A 12354-nucleotide genomic window follows, 5' to 3' on the forward strand; every position below is an offset into this window, starting at 1 on the left:
CGGACGGCGGACAGCTGCCCGAGACCACCCGGAGCGCGCTGCACGCGACGCTGGTGCGGGCGGGATGGCCCGCGGTCAGCTCAACTGCAGCCGCATCAGCGTCAGATCGAGCCACCGGCCGAACTTCGTGCCGACCTCGCGCACCGTGCCCGCGTGCTCGAAGCCGTGCCGCTCGTGGAGCCGGACCGACGCCGCGTTGCCCGCCTCGATCCCGGCGATCATGACGTGCAGGCCGGCCGCCCCGGCCGACGTGACCAGGGCAGCGAGCAGGGCGGACCCGATGCCGTTCCCGTGATGGCCGTCGGCGACGTACACCGAGTTCTCGACCGTGTGCCGGAACCCCGAGTAGTCCTTCCAGGGCCCGTACACCCCGAACCCGACGACCGCGCCGTCGAGCTCGGCCACGTACGCGGAGCCGCGGCCCAGGTGCGCGCCGAGCCAGGCCGCACCCTCGTCACGCGACTGCGGTGTGTCGGTCCACAGCGCCGTCCCGTGCTCGATGGCGTGGTTGCGGATGGCGAGGACCGCGTCCAGGTCGTGGGAGAGTGCCGGGCGGACCGTCACCGCCCGCATCCCCGTCTCGTATGGTGGATTCATGTCCAACATCGTAGACCCCCTGGTCGAGCGGATCGGCGCCCGCATCCGGGACGAGCGGGACCGGCGCCGCTGGACCCTGTCGGAGCTCGCCGAGGCGTCCGGGGTCTCACGGGCGATGATCAACCGGATCGAGCGGGGCGAGAGCAATCCGACCGCCGTGGTCCTCGGCAAGCTGTCGGCCGCGTTCCGGCTGAGCGTCGCCACGCTGCTCGACCCGGAGGCCGACCCGGACCGGGTGCGGCGCGGCGACGCGGCGCCCCGGTGGCTCGACCCGGAGACCGGCTACGTGCGCCGGCAGCTCTCGGGCCCCGGCTTCCCGGCCGAAGTGGCCGAGATCCGGCTGCCCGCCGGAGCCCGGGTCCCGTACCCCGCCGCCGCGTTCGCGTTCCACCGGCAGATCATCTGGGTCATCGACGGCCGGCTCACCTTCCACGAGGGCGAGACGGTGCACGAGCTGGCCGCCGGTGACACCGTCGAGCTGGGACGGCCCGCGCCGTGCGTCTTCGTCAACGCCAGCGACCAGGAGTGCCGTTACGCCGTCGTCCTGGTCCGCGGCGAGGCGCCGTGAGCCTGCGCCGCGGTGGCGTCGCGCTGCTCGCCTGCACGGCCGGGATCGCCCTCGCCAACAACTACGCCGTGCAGCCCGCCCTGGGCGACGTCGCCCGCGACACCGGCACGTCCGTCGCCGCCGTCGGCCTCGTCACCACCGCCGCGCTGGCCGGCTGCATCGCGGGCTTCGCCCTCCTGCTGCCGCTCGCCGACCGCACGGCGCCCCGCCGGCTCGTCACCGGCCAGCTCGCCCTGCTCGCCGCCGGCCTGCTGCTCGCGTCCGCCGCGGACGGACTCGGCCCGCTGCTCGTCGCGTACGCGGTCGTCGGCGCGGGCGCGAGCGTCAGCGCGGGCGCCTCGACGATCGCCGGGCGCGGCGTGCCCGGGGAGCGGCGCGGGGCGGCCGTCGCGCTCGTGGCCGCCGGAATGTCCGCCGGGATCCTGCTCAGCAGGCTCGTCGGCGGCGCCCTCGCGGACACGCTCGGCTGGCGCGGCATGCTGCTCGTCTTCGCCGGGCTCGTCCTGCTGTGCGCCGCCGGGGCGTGGCTGTGGCTGCCGGGGGAGCGGCCCACGCCCACCGGCAGCTATCTCGCGACCCTGACGGCCCTGCCCGGACTGCTGCGCCGGTACCGGACGCTGCGCCGCGCCGTGGTGAGCGGGAGCCTGTGGTACTTCGCGTTCAGTCTCGTCTGGGTCGCGCTCACCGTGCGCCTCGCGCAACCCCCGTACGCGCTCGACGCCGCGGCCATCGGCCTCTACAGCCTGGCCGGGGCCCTCGGCTTCGCCGCGCTGCCCGTCGCCGGACGGCTCGGCGACCGGTTCGGGCCGCGTGCGGTGATCTGCGCGAGCATGGGCGTGGCCGGCATCGGCGCCGCGCTGCTCTGCACCGGCCTGGACACACCCGCCGTCACCGCCGCGGGACTGGCCCTCGTCGACGCGGGCTGCTTCACCGCGCAGGCCGCCAACCAGGCCCGCATCCTCGGCGTCGACCCGCGCCGCGGCGGCAGCCTCAGCGGCGTCTACCTGCTGCTCTACTTCCTCGCCGGCGTCGTCGGCTCCGCCCTCGCCGCACCCCTCATCGAGGCCGGCGGCTGGCCCGCGGCGTCCGGCGCGGTGCTCGGGGCGCTGCTCCTCGCCGGGCTCCTGGCGCTGCGCCGCGACCCGGGCGAGCGACGGACCGTGGGCCTCGGCACACGGAAAACGGCCGGGACGCATCCGTCCCGGCCGTCCTCGTGAGGGGTCGGTCAGTCCCGGGACTCCCGCGCCGCCCGCTTCTCCGCCTGCTCGGCGTGCAGCTTCTTGACGCGGACGTTCTCCTTGCGGACGTCCGCCTGGGTGGCCCGCTCCTTCTGCAGCCACTCGGGGTTCTCGTCCTTGAGGGCGGCGATCTGCTCCGTGGTGAGCGGCTCGGTGACGCCACCGCGGGCCAGACCCGCGATGGAGACGCCCAGCTTCTCCGCGACCACCGGACGCGGGTGCGGGCCGCTCTCGCGCAGCTCGCGCAGCCACTGCGGCGGATCGGCCTGCAGCGCGCTCAGCTCACTGCGCGAGACGACGCCCTCACGGAACTCGGCGGGCGTGGCCTCGAGGTACACGCCCAGCTTCTTCGCCGCCGTGGCGGGCTTCATGGTCTGGGCGTTCTGGTGCGAACTCATGAGGTCAAGGGTATCCAGCGCGGAGGAGAGCTCCGACCACGACGGGTAGCCTTGCGGCGTGACAGGCACGGAAGAGAACCCCGCGGCGACCCCTTCGTTCCGGCTCGCGTACGTTCCCGGAGCGACCCCCGCCAAATGGGTGCGGATCTGGAACGAGCGCCTGCCCGGCACCCCGCTCGCCCTCGTCCCGGTGGCCGCCGCCGACGTGTCGGACGTGCTGCGGCGCGGTGACGCCGACGCCGGTCTCGTACGGCTGCCCGTGGACCGTACGTTCTTCAGCGCCATCCCCCTCTACACCGAGACCACCGTCGTGATCGTCCCCAAGGACCACGTCGTGGCCGCCGTCGAGGAGGTCACCCTCGCCGACCTCGCCGACGAGATCGTGCAGCACCCCCTCGACGACGTCCTGGACTGGGAGAACCCGCCCGGGCAGCCCGCGTTCGAGCGCCCCGCCACCACGGCCGACGCCGTCGAGCTGGTCGCCGCGGGCGTGGGCCTGCTCGTCGTGCCGCAGTCGCTGGCGCGGCTGCACCACCGCCGCGACCTCACCTACCGCACGGTCACGGACGCGCCGGGATCGGACGTCGCGCTCGCCTGGCCCGAGGAGCGGACCACCGAGCAGGTCGAGGACTTCATCGGCATCGTCCGGGGCCGGACGGTGAACAGCTCCCGGGGCCGCAGCCAGCCCCCGCAGGAGAAGAAGAAGCCCGCCGCGACCGGGGCCCGGAAGGCGCCCGCGGCGCACCGCACCGCACGGGGCGGCGGCCGTCCCAAGCCCGGCACCAAGCAGGGCGGCAAGCAGCAGGGCGGCAAGCGCGGCAAGCCGCGCAAGCGGTCCTGACCCGCTCGGCTACGCGCCCGCGGACGGCCCAGGCGCTCCTGCCCGCAGTCCGTCCATCACCAGATCGAGCAGGCGTCCCGCGCGGGACTGCCAGTCGCTGTGCGGGTCGACCAGCCACAGCCCCGCGATCGCCAGCATGAAGTCGTCCGGGGTGACCCCCGGCCGGATGGTGCCCGCCCGCTCGTTCGCCGTGAGCAGCAGCGTGACCGCCTCGGTCAGCGGCCCGTGCGCCAGGCTCTTGAGCTGGCCGCGGGCCGTCGTCGCCTCGCGCAGCGCGTCCGCGAGGCCCGCCTTGGCCATCGCGTACTGGGCGAGCCGGTCCATCCACTCGCGCAGCGCCACCTCGGGCGCTCGGGTGCACAGCAACTGGGCCGCCGTCTCGGCGACCTGCTGCACCTCGTACCGGTACACCTCCAGCACGAGCGCCTCCCGGTTCGGGAAGTTCCGGTAGAAGGTGCCCTGTCCGACGCCCGCCTTCCGCGCGATCACGCTCAGCGGCGCGTCCGCCGAGTGCGTCAGCTCGGCCAGGGCCACCTCGAGGATGCGGTCGCGATTGCGCTGCGCGTCCGAACGCAGCGTGACCTGCTTCTTCGGGTGCCGCACGTCTCCTCCTTCGGCCGTGGCTCGGAAACGTCCTTGCTGACCGGACAGTTGTCCACTACGTTCGTGGACCATGGAGCGGACAAGTGTCCGCTTCAGCTCCGTCCACCATAGCGGCGACCGCGTCCGGAGCCGACGCCGGTCCCCCCGCCCCCACCTCCGTACAGCGCTGATTCTCCTCGCACCGGAAACGCGAAAGAAGGCTGCTCATGGCCCCAGCGGGCATCTCCACGTCCAGCTCGATCACCTTGCACGTCAATGGAGAGAAGTACACGCTGCCCGTCGACAACCGCACCACCCTGCTCGACGCCCTGCGCGAGCGGCTCGATCTGACCGGCACCAAGAAGGGCTGCGACCAGGGACAGTGCGGGGCCTGCACCGTACTGGTCGACGGGCGCCGGACCGTGTCCTGTCTGCAGCTCGCGGTCGCCGCCGAGGGGCGCGAGATCACCACCATCGAAGGCGTCGCGGACGGCGACGAACTGCATCCGGTGCAGCAGGCGTTCGTCGAGCTGGACGGGTTCCAGTGCGGCTACTGCACCCCTGGCCAGATCTGTTCGGCCCTCGGCGTCCTGGCGGAGCACGCGGCCGGCTGGCCGAGCGCCGCGACCGAGGACGTGCGGCCCGAGGCCGGAGCCCCACCCCTGACACCGGAGGAGATCAGGGAGCGCATGAGCGGCAACCTGTGCCGCTGCGGTGCGTACAACTCGATCGTCCGGGCCGTCGAGCAGGCCGCCGGCACCACGAAGGAGACGGTGGCGTGAAGGAGTTCGGATACGAGCGGGCACTCGACGTGCCGGGCGCCGTGGCGGTGCTCGGCGCCGACCCCGACGCACGCTTCCTCGGCGGCGGCACCAACCTCGTCGACCTGATGAAGGCGGGAGTGGAGCGCCCCGCCCGCCTCGTCGACGTCCGGGAACTGCCCCTGGACCGCGTCGAGCCGACCGAGGACGGCGGGCTGCGCATCGGCGCCACCGTCACCAACAGCGACCTCGCCGCCCACCCGGACGTACGGCGCCGCTACCCGGCCCTGACGCAGGCCGTGCTCGCCGGGGCGTCCGGACAGCTGCGCAACATGGCCACCGTCGGCGGCAATCTGCTCCAGCGCACCCGCTGCGGCTACTTCACCGATGTCAGCAAGCCCTGCAACAAGCGGGTCCCCGGCAGCGGTTGCCCCGCCGTCGAGGGCGAGCACCGCAACCACGCGATCCTCGGCGCGAGCCAGGCGTGCGTGGCCGTGCACCCGTCCGACATGGGCGTCGCACTCACGGCCTTCGACGCCGTCGTGCACTACGAAACCGACGCCGGAGCAGGGGAGTTGACGCTCGCGGACTTCTACCGGCCCGTCGGCGACACCCCGCACCTGGAGACCGCGCTGCCCGCCGGTGCGCTCATCACCGGGGTCACCCTGCCGCCCGCGCCCGTCGCCGCCCGGTCCCGCTACCGCAAGGTCCGCGAGCGCGCCTCGTACGCCTTCGCCATCGGCTCCGTGGCCGCCGCCCTCGACGTCCGCGACGGCGTCGTCCAGGACGTACGCCTGGCCTTCGGCGCGGTCGCGTCCCGGCCCTGGCGGGCCCGCGCCGCGGAGCGCGCGCTGATCGGCTCGCCCGCGGACGAGGCTTCGTTCGCGGCCGCGGCCGACGCCGAGCTCGCGGCCGCCGAACCGCTGCCCCACAACGCGTACAAGGTGCCGCTGACGCGCAATCTCGTCGTGGCGCTGCTCACCGAACTCACGCAGGAGGCGACCCGATGACCACAGCGCCCACCACGCCGAAGGCGGACGCGGTCGGCGTCGCGCACACCCGTGTCGAGGGCCGCGACAAGGTCACCGGCACCGCCCGCTACGCGGGCGAGATCCCCTTCGCCGACCTCGCCCACGGCTGGCTGGTGCTGTCGACCGTGGCGCGCGGCCGCATCCGCGCGATCGACGAGGAGGCCGTCCGTGCGCTGCCCGGCGTCCTGACCGTCCTGCACCACAAGAACGCGCCGCGGGTGAAGGACGACGTCGTCGGCGCGCTCGGCCGCCCGGACCCGATCGTCGAGGTGTTCCAGAACGACCGGGTGCCGCACGCCGGCTGGCCCGTCGCCCTGGTCGTCGCCGAGACGTCCGAGCAGGCCCGGGAGGCCGCCGAGGCGCTCGTCGTCGAGTACGACGAGGAGCCGCACGACGTCGCCTTCTACGCCGACCGGCCCGGCGTCTACACCCCGCAGGACACGGCGGCCGCCAAGGGCGACCTCGACGCCGAACTCGCCGCGTCCGCCGTGGTGTTGGACGCTTCCTACACGACACCCGAGCAGCATCACGGCGCCATGGAACCGCACGCGGTGACCGTGCGCTGGGACGGCGGACGCCTGGAGGTCTTCGACTCCAACCAGGGCAGCAAATGGGTCGCCGACGACCTCGCCAACCTCTTCTCCCTCGACCTGTCCGCCGTCCGCGTCCGCTCCGAGCACGTCGGCGGAGCCTTCGGCTCCAAGGGGCTGCGCGCGCACCACGTGGCCGCCGTCATGGCCGCGACCGAGCTGCAGCGTCCGGTCCGCGTGGTGTTGACGAGGCGTCAGGTCTTCGCGACGACCGGCTACCGCAGCCCCACCGCGCAGCGGGTGCGGCTCGGCGCCGACCCGGACGGGCGGCTGCGCGCCTTCGCGCACGAGAACCAGAACCTCACCTCGAACCTGCGGGAGTTCGTCGAGGGCAGCGCCGGGTTCGGCCGCAGCATGTACGACGCCGACGCCCACCACACCGTCAACCGGGTCGTGCCCGTGGACGTCGCGACGCCCACCTGGATGCGCGCGCCCGGCGAGGCGCCCGGCTCGTTCGCGGTGGAGTCCGCGCTCGACGAACTCGCCGAGCGGCTCGGCATGGACCCGATCGCGCTGCGCGCCCGCAACGAACCCGCCGTGGGCCCGGTGTCCGGCCTGCCGTTCAGCAGCCGCAACGTGCTGGGCTGCTTCGAGGAGGGTGCGCGCCGGTTCGGCTGGGCGGACCGCGACCCGCGCCCGCGCGTGCGCCGCGAGGGCCGCTGGCTGCTCGGCACCGGCACCGCCGCGTCCACGTTCCCGGCCGGCGCGGCGCCCTCCACGGCGACCGTGACCGCCGAGCAGGACGGCACCTTCACCGTCCGGATCACCGCGGCCGACGTCGGCACCGGTGCCCGCACGGCCCTCGGCCTCATCGCCGCGGAAGCCCTCGACGTGGCGCCCGACCGGGTGCGGGTACGGATCGCCGACAGCGACTTCGGGCCCGCGTGGGTCTCCGGCGGCTCGATGGGCACCCGGTCCTGGGGCTGGGCCGTCATGGCGGCCGCACGCGACCTGCGGGAGCGCCTGCCCCTGGCACCCGGCGACATCCCGGCGGACGGGATCACCGCCCGGACGGACACCGCGGAACTGATCGCGGCGCTCGCGCAGAAGGAGCGGTACTCCTACGGCGCGCAGTTCGCCGAGGTCGCGGTGGACGTGAGCACCGGCGAGGTGCGGGTGCGGCGGCTGCTGGGCGTCTTCGCGGCGGGCCGGATCATCAACCCGCTCACCGCGCGCAGCCAGTTCACCGGCGGCATGACCTGGGGCATCTCCATGGCGCTGCACGAGGAAGCGGTGCGCGACGCGGCGTCCGGCGGGCACGTCGGCGCCGACTTCGCGGGCTACCACGTCGCCGCGAACGCCGACGTGCCGGACCTCCAGGCCGAGTGGATCGACGACCCGGACCCCGACGACCCCGTCGGGATCAAGGGCATCGGCGAGATCGGCATCGTCGGAACGGCCGCCGCGATCGCCAACGCGGTGTGGCACGCGACCGGCGTCCGCCACCGCGACCTGCCGATCCGGCCCGACCGGGTCCTGCTCGCCGAGGCCGGCCGGGACGGAACGGATGCTTGATCTGGCCCCGGAGCTCGGCCACTGGGCCGCGCAGGGCCGGGAGTTCGCTGTCGCCACCGTCGTCTCGGTGAGCGGCAGCGCACCCCGGCCCCCCGGCGCGGCCCTCGCCGTGGACTCCGCGGGAGAGGTCATCGGCTCCGTCTCCGGCGGCTGCGTCGAGGGCGCGGTCTACGAACTGTGCGTCGACGCCCTGCGGGACGGGACGGTGCGCCGGGAGCGGTTCGGCTACAGCGACGACGACGCGTTCGCCGTGGGCCTCACCTGCGGCGGGGCCGTGGAGGTGCATGTCGTCCCGGTGCCGTCGGGGTCCGCTGCCCGGACCACGCTGGAGACGGCGCTCACCGCGGTGGGGCGGGGCGAGCCGGTGGCCCTCGCGCGCGTGCTCGACGGGCCCGGCGAACTCGCCGCGAGCGGTCGCCTGTTGCTGGTCCGTCCCGACGGCTCGTACGAGAGCGGCATCGGCTCGGGCGACGACCCGGGGCTCGCCGCGCAGGCCCGCGCCCTGCTCGACCTCGGGCGGACCGGCGTGTGCCAGGTGCCGGAGAGCTCGGCGCGGTGCGGCGGCGACGTCACCCTGTTCGTCGAGTCGAGCGTGCCGCCCGCCCGGATGATCGTGTTCGGTGCCGTCGACTTCGCGGGCGCGCTCGTGCGGGTCGGCAAACTCCTCGGCTTCCACGTGACCCTGTGCGATGCGCGGGGCGTGTTCGCGACCCGGGCCCGCTTCCCCGAGGCGGACGAGGTCGTCGTGGAGTGGCCCGACCGCTATCTGCGCGACACGGCCACCGACGAGCGGACGGTGCTGTGCGTCCTCACGCACGACGCCAAGTTCGACGTACCGCTGCTGGAGGTGGCGCTGCGGCTGCCCGTCGCGTACATCGGGGCGATGGGCTCGCGCCGCACGCACGACGACCGGCTCGGCCGGCTCCGGGAGGCCGGACTGACGGAGACCGAACTGGCCCGGCTCCGCTCGCCGATCGGCCTCGACCTGGGCGGTCGCACCCCCGAGGAGACGGCGGTGTCGATCGGGGCGGAGATCGTCGCGGTGCGGCGGGGCGGCAGCGGGGCGCCGCTGGCGGGGGAGCGGGGCCCGATCCACGGCAGCTAGCGTGTCCGTACGGTCCGGACGTCCGGGGGAGATCACATGGACAGCGAGCACCGCCACGCCGACCGGGGTACGCCTCTGGCCCGGTTCGCCGGACGGATCCTCGTGGTGTGCCCGCGGTGCGGCGGCCGGGCCGTCGTCGTGCCCCGGCCCGGCGGACCCGAACTCCGTTATGACATCGAGCTGTTGTTCCTGCCGCGCCGACTGGCCTGCGCCGGGTGCGGTGCGACGAAGGAGTGGGAGCCGGAGCGCCGCGGCGGGGCCCGGCTGGGGGTGACGCTCGGCGGCCCGGCCGAGCCGTTCTTCGACCGCCCGCTGTGGTTGCAGGTGCGCTGCGCGGGTCACGTGCTGTGGGCCTACGACGCCGAGCACGTGGACGCGCTCGCCGCGTACGTCGGCGCGCGCCTCAGGGAGCGGGGGTGCACGCCGTCGTCCTGGGACATGTTCCCCAGGCTGCCTGACCGGACGACGTCGGCGGCGCGCCGTGAGGACGTCCTCGCGGGGCTCGACACCCTCCGCGCCCTCGCCGGCCGCTCGGCCCCCGGGGACCGCACCGACGCCGCCGACGGCAGCACGACGCGGGCGAGCCGGAGACGTGTGAGCTACTAGGCCGACAGTCTGACGGCCGGTTCCGGGAGGGGGGTGCGCCGCGCGCCCCGCCCGTTGAACGCCAGGTTCAGCCCGAACGCCACCAGCGTCGCGCTCGTCACCGGCGACCCCAGCACGATCCCCACCCCCTCCGGGAACCGGCTGTACAGATCGGGGGCCACCTCCGGGGCCATGCCCGCGCCGATGGACACCGCCACGATCAGCAGGTTGTGCGTGCCGTCGAAGTCCACCTTGCGCAGCGTGCCGATACCGACGGCGGCGACCGTCGCGAACATCACCAGACCGGCCGCGCCGACCACCGGCTGGGGCAGTCCGGCGACCAGCGCGCCCAGTTTGGGGATCAGGCCGAGCACCACGAGCATGCCGCCCGCGACCGTCGCGACGTGCCGGCTGCGCACCTTCGTCATCGTGACCAGGCCGACATTCTGCGCGAACACCGTGTCCAGGAAGGCGTTCATGACGCCGCCGAGGACACCGGACAGGCCGTCCGCCGCGAGGCCGCGCGCCATGTCCGCCGTCGTCAGCCGCTTCCCGGTCAGCTCCGCGACCGCGATGAGGTCCGCCGTCGACTCGGCGAACAGCACCAGCATCACCACGCACATGGAGAGCACCGCGACCGCGGGGAACTGCGGCGCGCCGAAGTGGAAGGGCGCGCTGACCCCGATCCAGTCCGCCGTCCGCGCGGCCGAGAGGTCGACCAGACCGAACGGCACCGCGACCGCCGTCCCCGCCAGCAGCCCCAGCAGGACGCCGGTCTGCGCGAGGAAGCCGCGCCCGAAGCGTGCCACCAGGAGAATCACGATCACCACGAAGGCGGCGAGCGCGAGACGCGAGGGCGCGGCGTGGTCGCCGGCCTTCGGATCGTTCCCGACGACCAGGTTCACCCCGACCCCGATCAGCGCGAGCCCGACCACCGTGATGACGACACCGCTCACCAGCGGCGGGAAGAAGCGCACCGCCTTCGCGAACGGATAGGCCACCAGCAGCCCGAAGACCCCCGCCGCCAGCATCGACCCGTACACCGCCTGCAGGCCGTACTCCCCGGCGATCAGGATCATCGGCGTCACCGCGGTGAACGCGGCCCCCGCCATCACCGGCATCCGCACGCCCAGGATCCAGCCGACCCCGGCGCCCTGGACCACCGTGACGACGCCCGCGACGAGCAGATCGGCGTTGATGAGCACCGCGACCGTCGCGGCGTCGAGACCGGCCGCCGCGCCGAACACCAGCGGCACCGTCACACACCCCGTGTACATCACGAGCACATGCTGCAGGCCCAGCACCGCGAGCCGTCCGAACCCCGATCCGGCCCGTTCCCTCATGGACGTCGTCACGTCGGCCTCCCCTCTAGCGTGCGAAGTTGGCGGCGATCCGCTGCTGGATGTAGTCGGCCGCGGTGATCGGCGGATAGCGGCCCGCGGGCCCCTCGATCACCACGTCACGGTCGGCCTGCGCGAAGAACGCGATGCTGTAGCGGGCGGACCGGTCGTCGTCCGGGCCCGGGGACTTGACCCGGTGGAAGTTCGACGGCAGCCGGTCGTCGCTCCACCGCATCAGCATGTCCCCGATGTTGCAGGTGATCACGGAGTCCGCGGGCTCGACCGGCGTCCACTCCTGCGCCTCGGCCTCCTTGCCCGGGCACACCTGCAGGCCGCCCTGCCCGTCGCGCTGGAACAGCAGCGTCAGGCAGTCGAAGTCCGTGTGCGCGCCGGCCCGCCAGACGTCCGCCGGGATCTCGGCGTCCTCGGACACCGCGAAGTAGTGCAGCATCCGCAGCGTCGACTGGTACTGGGCGCTCACCGGGTCGTGGGCCCGCGCGAAGAAGCCCTCGGGCAGCCCCAGCTTGTCGGCGAAGCACGACAGGACGCGCATCGCCAGTTCCCGGCAGCGCGCCTCGAACGCGAGCGTGCGCTCCCGGAAGCCGGGCAGCGCGTCGTCCGGCCACAGCCCGTCCATGTGCGGCCGGGTCAGCTGGTACGACTCCTTCTGGTCCGGCGTCCCGATCGACGGCCGGACCTGGGTCATCGACTCCCAGCCCGAGTTGAGGCCCTTCTTCAGGCCGTGCCGCGCCTTCGTCTCCTCCGGCAGTCCGAAGAAGCGCTCGGCGTCGGCGAACGCCCCGTCCACCAGCTCCTGTTCGATGCCGTGGTGCACGAGCTGGAAGAAACCGATGTCGGTGGCGGCGGCCCACAGCTCCTCGGTGATCTCGGCCTTGCGGGCGTCGAAGTCGCTGAGGTCGATGCGGCGGATCTCCCGGTCGGAGGTCTCCGTCCCGGCCCCGCCCATACGGGTCTCCTTGGCCAACTCGGCCATGCTGTACGTGATGTCACTCATCGCGGCTGTCGCTCCTCGAAGCGATCGTGGGTTTCCCGGGATGCAGTCACCGCCCCTGCGATCCCCACCGCGGGCGCTCAGAGGCCCGTGGGCACGGTCGCGGCGGACCCCTTCGCGGGCCCGGCGCCGTGGACTGGCACGGACCCCGGAGCGTGAGGTGCGCGGGGTCCGTACGCGATGCGTTCAGC

Annotated in this window: 13 protein-coding genes; 8 read left to right on the top strand and 5 right to left on the bottom strand. The window is 73.9% G+C overall.

What is annotated here, in order from left to right; genetic code table 11:
- Positions 1-75: 75 nt before the first annotated feature.
- Positions 76-597 carry an N-acetyltransferase family protein gene (locus ACQUQD_RS36100; RefSeq protein ID WP_428956407.1) on the bottom strand — a complete coding sequence of 174 codons (522 nt, stop codon included), beginning with the start codon at positions 595-597 and terminating at the stop codon, positions 76-78.
- On the opposite strand from ACQUQD_RS36100, the gene ACQUQD_RS36105 reads away from it, so the two are divergent.
- Together ACQUQD_RS36105 and ACQUQD_RS36110 are read left to right on the top strand one after the other, a co-directional pair.
- Positions 596-1165: a helix-turn-helix domain-containing protein gene (locus ACQUQD_RS36105; protein WP_428956408.1), complete on the top strand. Its 570-nt coding sequence runs from the start codon at positions 596-598 to the stop codon at positions 1163-1165. The genes ACQUQD_RS36100 and ACQUQD_RS36105 overlap by 2 nt on opposite strands.
- Entirely contained in the window at positions 1162-2382 is a 1221-nt protein-coding gene (locus ACQUQD_RS36110) for an MFS transporter (RefSeq protein ID WP_428956409.1), read from the top strand. Before ACQUQD_RS36105 ends, ACQUQD_RS36110 begins: the two co-directional genes overlap by 4 nt.
- 8 nt (positions 2383-2390) lie before the next feature.
- On the opposite strand, the gene ACQUQD_RS36115 is transcribed toward ACQUQD_RS36110, so the two are convergent.
- Positions 2391-2801, bottom strand: coding sequence for a DUF5997 family protein (locus ACQUQD_RS36115; protein WP_428956410.1), 411 nt, complete (start codon positions 2799-2801; stop codon positions 2391-2393).
- A gap of 58 nt (positions 2802-2859) precedes the next feature.
- Between ACQUQD_RS36115 and ACQUQD_RS36120 the strand changes: the two genes are divergently transcribed.
- Positions 2860-3642, top strand: coding sequence for a LysR family transcriptional regulator substrate-binding protein (locus ACQUQD_RS36120; protein ID WP_428956411.1), 783 nt, complete (start codon positions 2860-2862; stop codon positions 3640-3642).
- A 9-nt stretch (positions 3643-3651) separates the two neighbouring features.
- Here the strand turns inward: ACQUQD_RS36120 and ACQUQD_RS36125 are convergent, their stop codons facing one another.
- Positions 3652-4245 (bottom strand): TetR/AcrR family transcriptional regulator, encoded by a 594-nt coding sequence (locus ACQUQD_RS36125; RefSeq protein WP_428956412.1) that lies wholly within the window; start codon positions 4243-4245, stop codon positions 3652-3654.
- Positions 4246-4451: 206 nt separating this feature from the next.
- Here ACQUQD_RS36125 and ACQUQD_RS36130 point away from each other — a divergent pair, with 206 nt between their 5' ends.
- Genes ACQUQD_RS36130 through ACQUQD_RS36150 form a run of 5 tightly spaced genes read left to right on the top strand, consistent with a single transcriptional unit; the run spans position 4452 to position 9832 of the window.
- Entirely contained in the window at positions 4452-5006 is a 555-nt protein-coding gene (locus ACQUQD_RS36130) for a (2Fe-2S)-binding protein (RefSeq protein WP_428956413.1), read from the top strand.
- Positions 5003-5995 (top strand): FAD binding domain-containing protein, encoded by a 993-nt coding sequence (locus ACQUQD_RS36135; RefSeq protein WP_428956414.1) that lies wholly within the window; start codon positions 5003-5005, stop codon positions 5993-5995. Before ACQUQD_RS36130 ends, ACQUQD_RS36135 begins: the two co-directional genes overlap by 4 nt.
- A complete protein-coding gene (locus ACQUQD_RS36140) occupies positions 5992-8121 on the top strand; it encodes a xanthine dehydrogenase family protein molybdopterin-binding subunit (protein WP_428956415.1) in 2130 nt (709 codons plus the stop codon). The genes ACQUQD_RS36135 and ACQUQD_RS36140 overlap by 4 nt, the downstream gene beginning before the upstream one ends.
- Positions 8114-9226 (top strand): XdhC family protein, encoded by a 1113-nt coding sequence (locus tag ACQUQD_RS36145; protein ID WP_428956416.1) that lies wholly within the window; start codon positions 8114-8116, stop codon positions 9224-9226. The genes ACQUQD_RS36140 and ACQUQD_RS36145 overlap by 8 nt, the downstream gene beginning before the upstream one ends.
- A gap of 36 nt (positions 9227-9262) precedes the next feature.
- Positions 9263-9832, top strand: a complete 570-nt coding sequence (locus tag ACQUQD_RS36150; RefSeq protein WP_428956417.1) for a hypothetical protein — start codon at positions 9263-9265, stop codon at positions 9830-9832.
- Here ACQUQD_RS36150 and ACQUQD_RS36155 read toward each other — a convergent pair.
- Together ACQUQD_RS36155 and ACQUQD_RS36160 are read right to left on the bottom strand one after the other, a co-directional pair.
- A complete protein-coding gene (locus ACQUQD_RS36155) occupies positions 9829-11166 on the bottom strand; it encodes a nucleobase:cation symporter-2 family protein (protein ID WP_428956418.1) in 1338 nt (445 codons plus the stop codon). The two genes, ACQUQD_RS36150 and ACQUQD_RS36155, sit on opposite strands and share 4 nt — an antisense overlap.
- A 13-nt stretch (positions 11167-11179) precedes the next feature.
- Positions 11180-12166: an isopenicillin N synthase family dioxygenase gene (locus ACQUQD_RS36160; RefSeq protein ID WP_428956419.1), complete on the bottom strand. Its 987-nt coding sequence runs from the start codon at positions 12164-12166 to the stop codon at positions 11180-11182.
- Positions 12167-12354 lie beyond the last annotated feature (188 nt).

This window comes from Streptomyces sp. cg35, assembly GCF_050410835.1.
Classification (GTDB): domain Bacteria; phylum Actinomycetota; class Actinomycetes; order Streptomycetales; family Streptomycetaceae; genus Streptomyces.